We start from the raw sequence: 14,909 nt of genomic DNA, 5'->3' as shown, positions 1-14,909 counted from the left end.
ATACGCTCTGTCATCCGTTTGTTTAGCAAGGACGTTTTTAATACAGTAACTGCGGCAGGAAAAGCACAATAGCGGGGAAGATAAGCACGAGCAGTGCGCGTAGGGTACCCGCGACCCAGAAGGGGGTGACACCACGGAAGATAGTGCCGGTTGATACATCCGGCAATACGGCTCGCAATACGAACACGTTCATACCGACAGGGGGCGTTATCAAACTGATCTCGATCACGATCACTACCAATATGCCGAACCACACCAAATCATAGCCAAGTCCCGCCACGACCGGGAAGAAGACCGGCACGGTCAGCAGCATCATCGACATACTTTCGAATACACAGCCGAGCAGTACGTAAATGGCCAGGATGGCGAGAATAACCACGAAGGGCGCTACGTTCAGCCCGGTGACCAACGCCAAGAGATCATCGGGAAGCCCCGCACGGTTAATAAAATTAGCAAAGATGAGCGCCGTCAACACCACCGCAAATAGCATCGCTGTTGTACGCACAGTGTCCATAAGGACATTCATGAGTATAGTCGGCGTCAAAGCACGCTTGAGTAGCGCAATCACAAAGGCTCCCATGGCGCCAATACCCGCTGCTTCAGTTGGGGTGAATATACCCAAATAGATGCCGCCGATAACCAATACGAACAGCGCCAGGGTACTCCCCACATTTTTTAGCGCTGAAAAGCGCTCATTCCAGGGGACTTTTTCGGCCGCTGGCCCAGCGCTGGGATCACGCCACAGAACCCACTTAACCGCGCCAAGATACATCACAATGCCCAGCATGCCGGGGATAAAACCCGCTGCAAACAGTTCACGAATGCTGGTCTCGGTAATGATGCCGTAGATCACCAGCATCACGCTGGGAGGAATCAGTATCCCAAGGGTTCCGCCCGCGGCAATGGAAGCCGCCGCCAGTGAATCCTTGTAGCCGTACTTGCGCATCTGGGGCATGGCTACCCGCCCCATAGTGGCACAGGTCGCAAGGCTCGACCCACAAATAGCACTAAATCCTCCACAAGCCACAATGGTTGCCATCGCCTGACCGCCCTTACGGTGACCAAGGAAACCGTTAGAGGCTCGGAATAGCGCATCTGAGAGCCCAGCATGGGACACCAAATTACCCATCAAGATAAACAGGGGTATCACCGATAGACCGTAGTCCCTAGCGGTGTCTACCACCCGCCGCGACGCCATGGCTTCAGCCGCGTTCCAGTTACCCGTCAGGTAGTAGAAGCCCACAAAGCCCACGATCCCCATGGCAAACGCCAGAGGCATGCGCAGGAATACCAATATCAACAACGCCGCAAACCCATAAAGTGCTTCAGTCATGCTTATCTCCCTGGCTGACGGGGCCACCACACTTAATCACACCCACGCCTTCTAGCAGGTAACTCACCGCTCGACCTAGGGTGAGCAGAGCGGAAAGAAACAACATGATGGCAATCAGGTAGATAAGGTAACCATCGGGAATACGTAGAAACTCAGTGACATCGCCCCACTCAAAAGCACGCACGCCCAGCGCCCAAACCCGTGTAGCGATCACCCATAAAGCCACTGCGATAATTAGGTTGACGATCATCTGGCGCAGCCATATCCAGCGCGCAGGGAATACGGCGTCCAAGAGATCCACGCTAACGTGCTCTTCACGCCAGCATGCTACTGGCAGTGACAGGAACACCACAGCGGCCAGCATCTGCTGAGTCAACTCGACGGTTCCAAGGATAGGTAGATTAAAGAAATAACGGCCTACTACGTCAGCAGTCGTCAGCAGCATTAAGGCAAATAGGGTGGCACCCGCCACCCCCTCCAGCGCCAGCTGCATGACCCTACCGACATTTGACCAGCGAGTCGTCAGGATCGGCATAGTCGCCCTCCACTTGGCGAAGGGTAATTATGATTGTGGCACTAAGGATGCCACGCTCTCTTGTGTAGCAGCTTCTTCAAGCTGTTGGTGGAAATACTCAAGCGCCGCTTGCGCATCGATACCACGCTCACTGACGTTCTCAGACCAAGTGTCAACGAGGTCATTACTGATACCACGCAGCGTTTCAAGATCTTCGTCGCCAAGGGCCGTAAAGGTATGGCCCTGCTCTTTGGCGAACTCGACGCCTCGCTCATCGGATACATCCATCATGTAGCCGAATAGTCGCGACAGCCGCTCACCCGAGACTTCTTCCACAGCGGCACGATCCTCTGCAGACATCTCATCCCAAATACTCGGATTAACCACGATGGTGAAGCTGCCTCGATAGAAGCCCCCATCCACCGTCAAGGTATAGGGAAATATCTCGGCTACCCGAAAGCTTCTAAGACCTTCCGGCACCAGCATAGCGCCATCAATAACGCCCTGAGAGCCAGCTTCATAGACCCCGGTTGGCGGCAGAGCCACACCGGTCAGGTTCAGGGCATTAGAGAGGTCTCCCATCACCCCGCCACCGACGCGAATGCGCTCGCTCTCCAGATCGGCAAGGGTTTGGTACTGCTCACGACTAAAGATCCAACCTGGGCCGTGCACGCCCGCAGCCACCACATCAACGCCACGATGCTCATCAGCTTGCGCTAAGTGCTCCTGGTGCGTATGCCAGTATGCCGCAGAGGCGTTCTCCGACGAGAAGTCTTCGAAGGTAGGGAACTCAGGTAACTGAGTGGCCAGAAAGCGCCCAGCGTTATAGCCATGGAACACCCAGGTAGCGTCTGCGATACCATCGGCAACCATTTCCATCTGGGAAGCTGGAGGCCCCATATCATGTATCACATCTACGGTTACGCGACCTTCCGTCGCCTCTTCAATCCACGCTTTCCACGTTGGCCATACCATGGTGTTGATGCCGTGATTAGGGCCAGCCCAGGTGCTCACGGTGATAGTGGTTTGCGCTAGAGCGGTGGTACTCAGCGTCGCAGCGGCGATAGCGCCGATCATCAGGTTTGTTGTTTTATTCATTTTTCTTTCCTCTGGTCGTCACGAACGGGGAGCGTCAAACGTGATACTTTATTATTGCTATAAGAAAAATATCTGAATCACGTTAGTTATCACAATGCCTGCAGATGCGTGGATCGTGCAACGATCCATCGACTAAAAGATGCTAATACTTAAGTAGTAATTTATATTTTTTGTTAAATTACAAACGGTTAATCTAAAAAATAGATTCTTAGAGTTATTCCCAATGACCACAGGGAAATAATTTTTCGCCAATTTTTTTGTTACATAAATCACATCACCCGAGACACTAATGACGCGCCATTGATCAGGTAAGGCTTAACATCGGCTACCAGAGGACGAGTCACCTGTATCGAGCCTTTAGCCAATTCTCTCCAACTGCCGTTCAAGCTTGCGCATGGTATTGAGCAAATCACGATATTCACCAACGCTTAGGGTCGACACCAGATTGGCTTCCCACGCCTGTGCTTCGGGTACTAACTTATTAAGTAGCGCTTGCCCGGCCTCTGTCAGCTGTAAGTCATGTAGTCGCTGATCTTGCTGTGATGGCGTGCGGTTTATCAGCCCACGGTCTTCCAGCGACTGAATAGCTCGAGACACGCGAGCCTTATCCATATTGGTGTAGGCGCAGACTTTTTTAGCGGTTAAATCATCACAGTGGCTGAGCCACGCAAGCACACGCCACTGGGCGATGTTGAGTTGATAGGAGTCGGCATAAAGCTTTTCTAGCGCCTGACTGATCCGATCAGCCAGACGGTTAAGCTGATAGGGTAAAAATTGATTGAGGTCGAGCTCTGCCCTGGCCGAAGACTCCAGAGATGCATCGCCGCCGACTTTATCCATCGTCATTATATTTCTCCTAGAGCCGCCATTTATCTGGGTGGTAATGAAAAATCAGCACGATAGCTGGGAATGTGGGCACCAGCAACGCGCCTATCGTACTGACCACATCATACTGACCACCTAGCGCAAGAGAGTCATCCTCGCTCCATCCAATAACACTCTTAGCTTCCCCCAATAGCACCTCGTCACTTACTGCTCCTCAACATATATGGGCGTCATCAAGCGTAGTTTCACCCTATCAGAACAAGGTGAAACAGTGCCGACAGGTACTCTCTCTTGCAACCAATTTATCGATTTTAATTATTATACTTAAGTATAGGCTTGCAATAATCATCTGATTTATTGGGCATTATCGCTAATCCCGTGCAGAAATAAGACTGATTTATCTGTAGACCACTGGACATTTAGTTTCATTAGAAACTATCCTCCTGGCATACAACAATCCAATAAATACCTGAACCACCCTGATAGCACCGGAGAAATCATGAGCAAGAAATTCGCGTCCCATGCCGACACCCAAGAGAAGCAGATCAGCTTCACCAAGCTGGCAGAAGGGCTCTATGCTTACACGGCTGAAGGCGACCCTAATACGGGCATAGTGATTGGTGATGACAGCGTAATGGTCATCGATACCCAAGCAACGCCTATCATGGCTCAGGACGTCATCCGCCGTATCCGCGAGGTAACCGACCTACCGATTAAGCATGTCGTGATGACCCACTACCATGCCGTACGTGTTCTCGGTGCTTCCGCCTACGATGCGGAGAATATCTACGCCAGCCAGAGCACCTATGACCTGATTGTCGAGCGTGGCCAGCAGGACTATGAATCTGAAGTCGGCCGTTTCCCTCGCCTGTTCAAGGGAGTGGACTCTGTACCTGGACTAACCTGGCCAAACATCGTCTTCCAGGAAAAGCTGACGGTGTACATGGGTGAGCGTGAAGTACAGATCATTCACCTGGGCCGCGGGCATACCAAGGGAGATACCATCGTCTGGTTGCCGAAGGAAAAAATCATGTTTTCCGGTGACCTCGTTGAGTATGGCGCCACCCCTTACACCGGTGACGCTTACCACGAGGACTGGCCTTCCACGCTGGATCGCCTACAGGCCATGCAGCCCCAAAAGCTGGTACCCGGCCGTGGCGATGCACTGCAAACGGTCGAACAGTGCCAGGAGGCCATTCAAGGCACCCGCGACTTTTTGAATGATATGTATGGCAGTGTCAAAGCGGGCAAAGCGGCGGGCAAGTCTCTCTCCGAGTGTTACGCCGAAACCTACGCGGTACTCAAGCCAAAGTATGGTCACTGGGTCATCTTCGATCACTGTGTGCCTTTCGATATCACTCGCTGCTACGACGAAGCAGGCGGCGAATACCCGGATCCCCGCATCTGGACGGCAGAGCGCGATACCGCTATGTGGCACTCGCTGCAGGATGCCGTCGAAAATCAGTAAGTGCCACTAGTGACACCCACTGATCATGCCCAGCAGTCGGGTGTAACGCACCCGACGCTGAAGGGGAGCAATAGATGCCAACAACCTATAAAAATCCTGTCTATCCTTACCGGCGCCCGCCTGAACTCGATGTACAAGAAGTTCGCCACTATCCGGTAGTGATTGTCGGAGCGGGGCCTAGCGGCCTCGCCGCCGCCATTGATTTGGCTCAGCAAGGCGTTAATTCGATCGTTCTGGACGATAACAACACCGTTAGCGTGGGTTCACGAGCGCTGTGCTTTGCCAAGCGCTCGCTGGAAATTGTCGACCGCCTGGGCTGTGTTGACCTGATGCTCGAAAAAGGCGTCACCTGGCAGCGTGGCCGCGTTTTCTTTCAGGAGCGCGAAGTCTATGACTTCAACCTACTGCCGGAAGATGGCCACCGCATTCCCGCCTTCATTAACTTACAGCAGTACTACTTTGAAGAGTTTCTGGTCAACCGCACTCACGACTTTCCAGAGCAAATTGACCTTCGTTGGCAACATAAGGTCATCGACGTTGATGCTCAGCCTGACAGCACCGCCATCAAGGTCTCGACCCAGGATGGTGATTACCAGCTGACCTGTGACTATCTCCTCGTTTCCGATGGCGCTAACAGCCAAATTCGCGACATGCTGGGCCTTGAGTGCAAAGGCCAGGTATTTCAGGATCGCTTCCTGATTGCTGATGTGGTGATGAAGGCAGACTTCCCAACAGAGCGCTGGTTCTGGTTTGACCCACCCTTCCATCCTAACCAGTCAGTGCTGCTGCACAAAGAGCCCGATAATGTTTGGCGTATCGACTTTCAGTTAGGCTGGGATGCTGACCCGGAAGAAGAAAAGAAAGAAGAGAACATTCGGCCACGCGTGCAGGCAATGCTGGGCAAAGACGTGGAGTTTGAGCTTGAGTGGGCCAGTGTCTACACCTTCCGCTGCCGCAAGATGGATAATTTCATTCATAACAGCGTGATATTTATGGGCGACGCAGCGCATCAGGTATCACCCTTTGGTGCCAGGGGCGCCAACGGTGCCCTGCAGGGCGTCGACAACTTAGTCTGGAAACTGGCTCGGGTTCTCAAACAGCAGGCGCCCAAGACGCTTTTGTCCACCTACAACACCGAGCGCCAACATGGCGCGGCAGAAAACCTCCTTAACTCTACCCGCGCCACTGATTTTATTACCCCGAAGAGCCATATCAGCCAAGTGTTCCGAGATGTGACGCTGGAGCTGGCTGAGCAACATGCCTTTGCGCGTAGTTTGGTCAACAGTGGTCGCCTCTCCATGCCTTGCCGCTATGACACCTCACCGCTCAATACGCCCGATGTTAATGGTGGCCCGAGCGAACTGCGCCCCGGCAGCCCGGCCAAGGACGCTCCCATTCGATTGAGAGAAGAGAACGCCTGGCTACTCAATCAATTTGGCGATGGCTTTGTGTTGTTACTCGACGGACGAATTGATGGTGTGCACGCCGACACGCTTGCCACATCGTTTAAAGCGCTATTAGGCCGTTGCACTGATTTAAGCATGGTGGTCGTGGGCCCTGCACCGGATGTGCTTAGCGCTCTACCGCGCACAACCATGGTGGACGACGCTGAGGGGCTAGTGACGCAACGATATGGCCTGAAAGCAGGTGGCGGGTACCTTATTCGCCCTGATCAACACGTTGCTGCGCGCTGGCACGCTATCACTGCCCGCAAGGTTGAAGACGCATTAGACCGCGCGCTGGGCGTTTATCTTGCGGGTGCCTCTGACACGACAGTCCAGGAAAGTTGCTATGCCAAGGCTTGAATTGAATCCGAATTTCACTGATCCGGACGCCTTTTACGCCGCGCTCACGGCGCTACATCGCGACCGTAGCGAGGCAGAGAGCGAGCGCATCAATGCACGCCTAATCCTGTTGCTTGCTAACCACATTGGCGATCAACGGGTGCTTGAAGAGGCAATTTCCCATGCAGGGTTAGTGGGCGACAGTTAGTGGGCGATAAGTAGCCGACATACATTGTTCACTATAACGTTCAAATAACGCAGGACTTAACAATGACTGAACAGTTGCACTATCAGAGCGGTTTTCATAATCACTTTTCAACCGAAGCACTTCCAGGGGCATTGCCGATTGGGCAAAACTCCCCTCAGAAGTGCGCTTATGGGTTATATGCAGAGCAACTAACCGGCTCCGCATTTACAGCGCCACGTCATCAAAATTTCCGTAGCTGGCTTTACCGTATTCGCCCTTCTGTCGTTCAGAGCGCGTATCAGCCACTCGAAAATCACAAGGTACACACCGCTCCATTAGATAAACCAGCGGCTGATCCCAATCAAATGCGCTGGGATCCCGTTTCTCTACCGAGCGAGCCGACTGATTTTATCGACGGCTTATTTACCATTGCCGTCAACGGCGATGCGGGTACCCAGGCTGGCGTAGGCGTGCATGTCTACACCTTTAATACAGACATGACCGAGCGTTTTTTCTACAACGCTGACGGAGAACTGCTGTTTGTTCCCCAACTGGGCGCCATTCGTCTACGTACCGAATTTGGTGACATCGAGATCGATAATGGTGAGATTGCCGTTATTCCACGCGGTGTGAAATTCCAAGTGCGCAGAGCTCAGGGTGTTGATGCTGCGCGGGGATATATATGCGAGAACTATGGCAGCCCTTTAGAGCTTCCAGGCCTCGGCCCCATCGGGTCTAACGGTTTAGCAAACCCGCGTGACTTCCAAAGCCCCGTGGCAGCCTATGAAGATCTAGAAGGCGACTACCGTTTAGTGGCTAAGTTCTCTGGTCGTTTCTGGGAGAGCAAACTCGACCATTCGCCGTTAGATGTCGTGGCGTGGCACGGCAACTGCGCGCCTTATAAATATAATCTGGCTAATTTTAACACCATCAATACGGTTAGCTTCGATCATCCGGATCCGTCAATCTTCACCGTATTGTCGTCCCCCTCCGATACGCCGGGAATGGCGAATCTTGATTTTGTCATTTTCCCACCGCGCTGGATGGTTGCCGAGAATACCTTTAGGCCACCCTGGTTCCATCGCAACCTAATGAGCGAGTTTATGGGGCTGATACACGGCGAGTACGATGCCAAAGCTGAAGGCTTCACGCCTGGCGGCGCCAGCCTACATAACTCAATGTCGCCCCATGGCCCCGATGCTGAGACATTTGAGAAAGCCTCCAACGCGGAGCTCAAGCCCCATTTCATAGGCGACACACTGGCCTTCATGTTTGAGAGCCGCTACTTCTTTCACCCGACCCCTGCGGCTCTGAATGCTGACTTCCGTCAACGTGACTATGTGGATGTTTGGTCGACGCTGCGCTCCCACTTCAACCCAAGCCAGCCCTGAACCCGCCCCCCCTGACGACAAGGATTGATTCACCATGAAACTTGCAACACTTAAGCAGGGCCGCGACGGAGAACTTATCATTGTCTCTCGTGACCTTTCCCGTGCAGTGAGCGCTGTTGATATTGCGCCCACACTTCAGGCAGCTATTGAGGAGTGGGCGACGGTTAGCCCCAAGTTGGAAGAGCGCTATGCACAACTTAACAGTGGCCGTGCTGAAGGTGCTTTTGCGCTGGACCAGAGTACGCTGCACTCCCCTTTACCACGTGCCTATCAATGGGCTGACGGCTCCGCCTACCTGAACCATGTCAAGCTGGTACGCCAGGCACGTAATGCCGAGATGCCCGACACCTTCTGGACTGACCCGCTAATGTACCAGGGCGGTAGCGACCGTTTCCTGGCCCCCACCGAGGATATCGAAGCGGTGAGTGAAGAGCATGGCATCGATTTTGAAGGTGAGATCGCCGTTATTACTGACGACGTGCCGATGGCAGTGACCCCCGAGCAAGCAGCCAAGCACATTAAGCTAGTGATGCTGGTCAACGATGTGAGCCTGCGTGGCCTTATTCCCGGCGAGCTAGCGAAGGGCTTCGGCTTTTTCCAAGCCAAGCCCGCCTCTTCTTTTTCGCCTATTGCGGTGACCCCCGATGAGCTGGGCGATGCCTGGCAGGATGGCAAGGTACACCTGCCGCTGACCGTGCACCTCAATGGAGAGAAGTTTGGCGAGCCAGAAGCCGGCCCAGATATGATTTTCAGCTTCCCACAGCTGGTTGCCCATGCGGCCAAGACCCGCTATCTAGGCGCGGGTGCTGTTATTGGCTCGGGCACTGTTTCCAATCCCGACCCCGATGGCGGCCCTGGAAAGCCAGTGGCTGATGGCGGAGTGGGCTATAGCTGTCTAGCCGAAGTGCGCATGGTGGAGCAGATACTCTACGGCCAAGTAAAAACGCCCTTTATGCGCTTTGGCGACCGGGTTCGCATCGAGATGTTCGACCGCGATGGCAACAACATCTTTGGTACGATCGATCAACAAGTCGTGAAGTACCAGCCAAAATGACGCGAGGCAACATAAGGAAAGCAACATGACGACACTTTACGGCTATTTCCGTTCGTCGGCTGCTTATCGGGTACGTATCGCCTTAAACCTGAAGGGCCTGGACTACGACCAGGTGCCGATCAATCTGGTCAAAGGTGAACAGCGCAGTGGCGATCATCTAGCGCGCAACTCTCAGGGGTTGGTGCCCAGCCTAGTGCTAGATGATAGCTGCGTGATTAACCAGTCGCTGGCTATCTGTGAGTATCTCGACGAAGAGCACCCCGAACCCGCGCTGCTACCGTCGAATGCGTTAGCCCGCGCTCAGGTTCGCGCCCTCGCGCAGATGGTGGCTTGCGAAGTTCACCCACTTAACAACCTGCGGGTACTCAAGTATCTCACCGGTGAGCTGGGGGCAGATGAGGCGGCTAAGCTAGCCTGGTATCGCCATTGGATTGCCGAGGGCTTCACAGCCATGGAAGCAACACTTTCGACTGCCCCCAGCAGCGGCGACTTTTGCCATGGCGACACCCCGACACTTGCGGATATCTGCCTAGTTCCCCAGGTGTATAACGCAGAACGCTTCGAGTGCGACTTATCAGCGTACCCGACACTCCAGCGCATCGCTGCCCACTGCCGGACACTGACAGCCTTCCAAAAGGCAGCACCCGAGGCGCAGCCTGACGCCAGCTAAACCCTCCTGAACAGGCCGCGCATTGCGCGGCCTGCCTTTCGCTTGGCGGGCAGCCTCAGGCGGCTTCGACAGCGATGGCTTTCGAACGACCTTGGCGTAATTCGATCAGCAGCTTCTCGCGGCGCGCATTCGCCTTCTCGGCGGCAGCTTCGCGAACTGGCCCGTAGCCACGAATCTCTTCCGGCAGCTTGGACAGTGCCAAAGCAGTGGCATGATTAGTGCCATCAAGACGCGCCACTAGCTCGTCAATCAGCTGCTCGTAGTCCGCCAGTAAGGCACGGTCGAGCTTCCGGTCTGCGCTGAAGCGGAAAGGGTCGAGGGCCGTGTTGCGCAAACCGCGCATCTTGGCCAACGCGCCCATTGCCTTCAACATCCAGGGGCCGAAGCGACGCTTCACGGGCCGCCCTTGCGTATCCTTACGGCCACTCAACAGCGGTGGCGCCAAGTGGAAGGTTAGCTGGTAATCACCCGAGAACGTTGCTTTCACTTCATCCAGGAAATCGCTCTGGGTGTAGAGCCGCGCCACTTCGTACTCATCTTTATACGCCATCAAGCGATAGAGCTGATGGGCGACGGCTTCACTCAATGCTTGGCCACCGTTTAACGCTGTTTCTGCTTCGCGCACTTTTGTCACCTGGGCGACGTAACGTTCAGCCCAGGCACGGTTCTGATAGCGCTCCAGGTGGCGACGATTGCGCGCGACCACGTCGTCCAGGGAGGCATTCGTGGGCAGTGGCATCGTATCCAGGTGCTGCTGGAGATAGTCGGGTTCCACCGCTGCCAAGCGCCCCCAGGCAAATGCCTGACGGTTCTTTTCCACGGCGACGCCGTTAAGCTCCAGGGCGCGCTGCAGCGCAGGTTCAGAAAGCGGCACCAATCCTTGTTGCCAGGCAAACCCAAGCATCATCATATTGGAAAATACCGTATCCCCTAGCAGTTGTTCAGCCAGGTGGTTGGCATCCAGCGATGCAAAGCGTTCGTCTCCTACCGCTTCACGCAACAGATTAAGGCGTTTGCTGGGCTGCATATCCGCGTCGCGGTACAGGACATAGTCCGCGGTGGCTAGCTCCGCCAGGTTGGCAACAATACGGGTAGTCGGCTGGAGCACATTCAGCGCTTTCTGCGAACTGGCCACGACCATGTCACAAGCAATGACAGCATCGGCCTGCCCCGCTTCGATGCGTACCTGATTCAGCTCGTTGGGCTGCGCTGCCAAGCGAACATAGCTAAGTACCGCCCCGCCTTTTTGAGCGAACCCCATAAAGTCGAGCACGCTGGAGCCCTTGCCTTCCAGGTGTGCCGTCATCGTGATCAACTGACCGACGGTCACCACGCCCGTGCCACCAACGCCCCCCACCAGTAGGTCATAAGGGGCCTTCAGAGGCGCGATTGCAGGATTAGGCAAATGCGCTATACGCTGCCAAAAGGCGTTATCCGCCGCAACACCCTGGCCTTTACGCAGTTGGCCACCTTCAACAGTGACAAAACTGGGGCAAAAACCACTGACGCAGGACATATCCTTGTTGCAGGAGGACTGGTCTATTTTGCGCTTGCGGCCTAGCTCGGTCTCCCGCGGCACCACCGATAAACAGTTGGACTGTACGGAGCAATCACCACAGCCTTCGCAAACATGATGATTGATAAACACCCGGCGGGCGGGATCTTCCATCAAACCACGCTTGCGGCGACGACGTTTCTCCGCCGCGCATACCTGGTCATAAATCAACACGGTGCAGCCGGGAATCTCGCGCAGTTCACGTTGCAGCGTATCCATCTCTTCGCGGCCATGGAAGGTCACCTCTTTAGGAAACTCTTTTTCATGCCCTCGATACTTTTCGGGTTCATCGCTGACTACCATGACCCTGCGCACGCCTTCATCCAACGATTGCCGGGCAATCATGGGGACATTGATTTGCCCATCGACCGGTTGACCACCCGTCATCGCAACTGCGTCGTTAAACAGAATCTTGTAGGTAATATTGACGTTGGCTGCCACCGCCTGGCGAACGGCCATGGAGCCCGAATGAAACCAGGTGCCTTCTCCCAAGTTCTGGAAAATATGGCCATTTCCGGTAAAGCGGCTTTTACCTACCCAGTTAACACCCTCGCCACCCATCTGAATTAACGATTCGGTGCTGCGATCCATCCACGAAGCCATAAAGTGGCAACCAATACCCGCCAGGGCTTTGCTGCCTTCAGGCACCTTGGTGGAGCTGTTGTGTGGGCAACCCGAGCAGAAATACGGCATGCGGCGTACACCGCCAAGTTCCTTAACACCTGCTTGGCAAGCATCAACGATTGCCAGCTTGTCGCTAAAATCAATCTCGAAAAAGCGCGTAAGGCGCTCTGCCACGAAACCTGCCAAGAGACGCGGGCTAAGCTCGCCAACATAGGGAATCAGCGGTTTGCCGGTTTCATCCTGCTTGCCGGTAACGATTACCTCGCCGGGATGGTCGGGTTCCGACATGTACTCCTTCAACTGACTTTCGATAATGCCGCGTTTCTCTTCAATGACCAGCACCTCACGCTTGCCATGAATAAACTCAAGGATGCCGGGGCGATGGAGTGGCCATACCATCCCAACCTTATATATTTCTATCCCGAGATCACGCAGTTTGGCTTCATCCAGCCCCAGTAAACGCAGCGCCTCAAGCAAGTCCAAATGCCCCTTACCTGTGGTAACCAGCCCAAAGCTCGCCTGCTCTTGGCGAAATAGATACTGATCAATCGGATTAGCCGTGGCAAACGCCTGTACGGCGGCTAGCTTGTGCTCAATGCGGGTCTCGAGCTGTGGCCCCGGCAAATCGGGCCAGCGATAGTGCAGCCCGCCCTCCGGCATCTCGAAGTCGGGCGTTACGTAGTCGGGCAAGGGAGGCACCTCGACTGAGGCACCACTCTCTACGGTTTCAGACACGGCTTTAAAACCCACCCAACAACCCGAAAAGCGTGAAAGGGCATAGCCCCATAGCCCAAAGCGTTCATACTCCGCCAATGACGCAGGGCTTACCACCGGCATAAACCACGCCATAAAGGCGACATCAGACTGGTGCGGCATGGAGGACGACACACAGCCATGGTCATCCCCCGCAACCACCAGCACACCACCCGTCGGCGAGCTGCCGTAAGCATTACCGTGCTTCAGGGCGTCACCCGCACGGTCAACGCCCGGCCCTTTGCCGTACCACATGCCGAAAACACCCTCGACTTGCCGGTCAGGATCCGTTTCTACCTGCTGGCAACCCAGCATCATGGTGGCGGCCAGATCTTCGTTGATAGCAGGGACAAAGTCGATGTGGTGCTCTTCCATGGCGGCTTTCGCCCGCCAAATCTCTTGGTCTACACCGCCCAGGGGCGAACCACGATAGCCGCTGATGAGCCCTGCCGTATGGCGACCATTGCGGCGATCAAGCTCGGCCTGACGTAAGGCGATGCGTACCAAGGCTTGGGTGCCAGTGAGAAAAATACGGCCTTCGCCACGGCTATAGCGGTCGGCCAGCTGATAGTCATCGAGGGCAATATCGAGAGGCTGGGTAAGAGAACCCGCCTGCTCAGCGATTGAGGGGGTGGTCATGAGCGTTCACCAGTACGGTTGAAGAGTTATGGTTGTAATACGCTTGAGTCTAGCCAAGAGCGCACTAAAGGTGCTTGCTAATTCACCCTTCAAAACCCTGGTTCTCAATCATTACTTTCATTTTTAGCGTTTTTTCGCAATGATATTCAACAAATCACAAATAAATGAAATAGCTCTATGAAAGAAGCAACCAAAGAAATCACCTTAGACAGGCATGATCAGCGCATTCTTACCCTGCTTCAGCAACAGGGGCGCATTACCAACAATGAGCTTGCCGAACAGATAGGCCTTTCCCCTGCCGCCTGCTGGCGACGCGTAAAGGCGCTGGAAGAGAGTGGCGTCATTCGTCGCTTTGCGGCGCTGGTGGAGCCCAGCCTAGTGGGCCAGCCACTATCAGCCCTGGTTATGGTGACGTTGGTTCGCCACCACATCGACAATACCGTTGAGTTCGAAAACCGCATCCTGCAATACCCAGAAGTTCTGCAGTGCTATGCCACCACCGGCAACGCCGATTTCGTGCTGCGGGTGGTGATTGAAGACATGGCAGCTTATGACCGGTTTCTGAATGAAAAACTCTTCACTCTGGATGGCATTTCCCAGGTCAATTCCAATTTCGTGCTACGCAATATCAAAGAAGAGACCGCTATCCCGATTCGCTGAACCCACCGACTGCCACAGCTCTGGAGGCTCACCGCTAACATGGCTCTTCACCGTTGAGGGTATAGATGCGGTCTGAAGCCGCCTCCATCGATTAGCGGTCAGCACTACCGTGAGACCTTCTCGCAGGTCCCTGACGAAATACTCGGAGACCTCCAGCGGTGCATCTGGGCTCTCTTCTCCACCGACTCTGGAATAAAAGATATTTTTCGGCTAGGTAGAGCTGGATCGCGGGTGATTCGGTTATCGCACGGCCTTCATCGACCAGCGTGAGAACCTTGGCGGCGGGGTTGAGAGTAAGGAAGCCTTGTTGGAGGTGCTCTCCTTTCATGAGCTCCACCGCAACCTGCTCGTAGT

At 54.5% G+C, this 14,909-nt stretch carries 13 protein-coding genes; 7 read left to right on the top strand and 6 right to left on the bottom strand.

Annotated features, from left to right (window positions below; all coding sequences use genetic code 11):
* Positions 1-37: 37 nt before the first annotated feature.
* From QT230_RS13375 to QT230_RS13360, 4 genes are all read right to left on the bottom strand, one after another.
* Positions 38-1,333: a TRAP transporter large permease gene (locus QT230_RS13375; protein ID WP_064235576.1), complete on the bottom strand. Its 1,296-nt coding sequence runs from the start codon at positions 1,331-1,333 to the stop codon at positions 38-40.
* Positions 1,326-1,868: a TRAP transporter small permease gene (locus QT230_RS13370; protein WP_308322367.1), complete on the bottom strand. Its 543-nt coding sequence runs from the start codon at positions 1,866-1,868 to the stop codon at positions 1,326-1,328. Before QT230_RS13370 ends, QT230_RS13375 begins: the two co-directional genes overlap by 8 nt.
* 27 nt (positions 1,869-1,895) lie before the next feature.
* Complete coding sequence (locus QT230_RS13365) at positions 1,896-2,945, bottom strand: TRAP transporter substrate-binding protein (RefSeq protein WP_064235578.1); 1,050 nt, start codon at positions 2,943-2,945, stop codon at positions 1,896-1,898.
* A 357-nt stretch (positions 2,946-3,302) separates the two neighbouring features.
* Positions 3,303-3,791: a MarR family winged helix-turn-helix transcriptional regulator gene (locus QT230_RS13360; protein ID WP_064235579.1), complete on the bottom strand. Its 489-nt coding sequence runs from the start codon at positions 3,789-3,791 to the stop codon at positions 3,303-3,305.
* A 478-nt stretch (positions 3,792-4,269) separates the two neighbouring features.
* On the opposite strand from QT230_RS13360, the gene QT230_RS13355 reads away from it, so the two are divergent.
* The 6 genes from QT230_RS13355 (at position 4,270) to maiA (ending at position 10,324) form a co-directional block, all read left to right on the top strand.
* Positions 4,270-5,238, top strand: a complete 969-nt coding sequence (locus tag QT230_RS13355) for an MBL fold metallo-hydrolase (RefSeq protein WP_064235580.1) — start codon at positions 4,270-4,272, stop codon at positions 5,236-5,238.
* 74 nt (positions 5,239-5,312) lie between these two features.
* The gene (locus QT230_RS13350) at positions 5,313-7,043 is read left to right on the top strand and encodes an FAD-dependent oxidoreductase (RefSeq protein ID WP_308322365.1); all 1,731 of its coding nucleotides are present in this window, start codon (positions 5,313-5,315) and stop codon (positions 7,041-7,043) included.
* Positions 7,030-7,230, top strand: coding sequence for a DUF2783 domain-containing protein (locus QT230_RS13345; protein ID WP_215094170.1), 201 nt, complete (start codon positions 7,030-7,032; stop codon positions 7,228-7,230). Before QT230_RS13350 ends, QT230_RS13345 begins: the two co-directional genes overlap by 14 nt.
* Before the next feature lie 62 nt (positions 7,231-7,292).
* A complete protein-coding gene (gene hmgA / locus QT230_RS13340) occupies positions 7,293-8,600 on the top strand; it encodes a homogentisate 1,2-dioxygenase (protein ID WP_308322364.1) in 1,308 nt (435 codons plus the stop codon).
* Positions 8,601-8,634: 34 nt separating this feature from the next.
* Positions 8,635-9,654: a fumarylacetoacetate hydrolase family protein gene (locus QT230_RS13335; RefSeq protein ID WP_308322363.1), complete on the top strand. Its 1,020-nt coding sequence runs from the start codon at positions 8,635-8,637 to the stop codon at positions 9,652-9,654.
* A 25-nt stretch (positions 9,655-9,679) separates the two neighbouring features.
* Positions 9,680-10,324, top strand: coding sequence for a maleylacetoacetate isomerase (gene maiA / locus QT230_RS13330; protein WP_308322362.1), 645 nt, complete (start codon positions 9,680-9,682; stop codon positions 10,322-10,324).
* Positions 10,325-10,379: 55 nt separating this feature from the next.
* Here maiA and QT230_RS13325 read toward each other — a convergent pair whose 3' ends face one another.
* Complete coding sequence (locus QT230_RS13325) at positions 10,380-13,895, bottom strand: indolepyruvate ferredoxin oxidoreductase family protein (RefSeq protein WP_308322361.1); 3,516 nt, start codon at positions 13,893-13,895, stop codon at positions 10,380-10,382.
* Positions 13,896-14,072: 177 nt separating this feature from the next.
* On the opposite strand from QT230_RS13325, the gene QT230_RS13320 reads away from it, so the two are divergent.
* Positions 14,073-14,555 (top strand): Lrp/AsnC family transcriptional regulator, encoded by a 483-nt coding sequence (locus QT230_RS13320; RefSeq protein ID WP_064235587.1) that lies wholly within the window; start codon positions 14,073-14,075, stop codon positions 14,553-14,555.
* A gap of 91 nt (positions 14,556-14,646) precedes the next feature.
* Here the strand turns inward: QT230_RS13320 and QT230_RS20870 are convergent, their stop codons facing one another.
* Entirely contained in the window at positions 14,647-14,883 is a 237-nt protein-coding gene (locus QT230_RS20870) for a glutathione S-transferase family protein (RefSeq protein ID WP_374694464.1), read from the bottom strand.
* Between the last annotated feature and the right edge of the window lie 26 nt (positions 14,884-14,909).

This window comes from Halomonas sp. SpR8, from assembly GCF_031010195.1.
Lineage (GTDB): Bacteria > Pseudomonadota > Gammaproteobacteria > Pseudomonadales > Halomonadaceae > Vreelandella.
Note: the sequence above shows the minus strand (reverse complement) of the source record. Positions and strands in the feature narration are given on the sequence as shown.

Bases quoted from the DNA above. Each gene is read 5' to 3' on its own strand.
- QT230_RS13375 (WP_064235576.1), bottom strand. From the start codon at position 1,333: ATGACTGAAGCACTTTATGGGTTTGCGGCGTTGTTGATATTGGTATTC.
- QT230_RS13370 (WP_308322367.1), bottom strand. From the start codon at position 1,868: ATGCCGATCCTGACGACTCGCTGGTCAAATGTCGGTAGGGTCATGCAG.
- QT230_RS13365 (WP_064235578.1), bottom strand. From the start codon at position 2,945: ATGAATAAAACAACAAACCTGATGATCGGCGCTATCGCCGCTGCGACG.
- QT230_RS13360 (WP_064235579.1), bottom strand. From the start codon at position 3,791: ATGACGATGGATAAAGTCGGCGGCGATGCATCTCTGGAGTCTTCGGCC.
- QT230_RS13355 (WP_064235580.1), top strand. From the start codon at position 4,270: ATGAGCAAGAAATTCGCGTCCCATGCCGACACCCAAGAGAAGCAGATC.
- QT230_RS13350 (WP_308322365.1), top strand. From the start codon at position 5,313: ATGCCAACAACCTATAAAAATCCTGTCTATCCTTACCGGCGCCCGCCT.
- QT230_RS13345 (WP_215094170.1), top strand. From the start codon at position 7,030: ATGCCAAGGCTTGAATTGAATCCGAATTTCACTGATCCGGACGCCTTT.
- hmgA (WP_308322364.1), top strand. From the start codon at position 7,293: ATGACTGAACAGTTGCACTATCAGAGCGGTTTTCATAATCACTTTTCA.
- QT230_RS13335 (WP_308322363.1), top strand. From the start codon at position 8,635: ATGAAACTTGCAACACTTAAGCAGGGCCGCGACGGAGAACTTATCATT.
- maiA (WP_308322362.1), top strand. From the start codon at position 9,680: ATGACGACACTTTACGGCTATTTCCGTTCGTCGGCTGCTTATCGGGTA.
- QT230_RS13325 (WP_308322361.1), bottom strand. From the start codon at position 13,895: ATGACCACCCCCTCAATCGCTGAGCAGGCGGGTTCTCTTACCCAGCCT.
- QT230_RS13320 (WP_064235587.1), top strand. From the start codon at position 14,073: ATGAAAGAAGCAACCAAAGAAATCACCTTAGACAGGCATGATCAGCGC.
- QT230_RS20870 (WP_374694464.1), bottom strand. From the start codon at position 14,883: ATGAAAGGAGAGCACCTCCAACAAGGCTTCCTTACTCTCAACCCCGCC.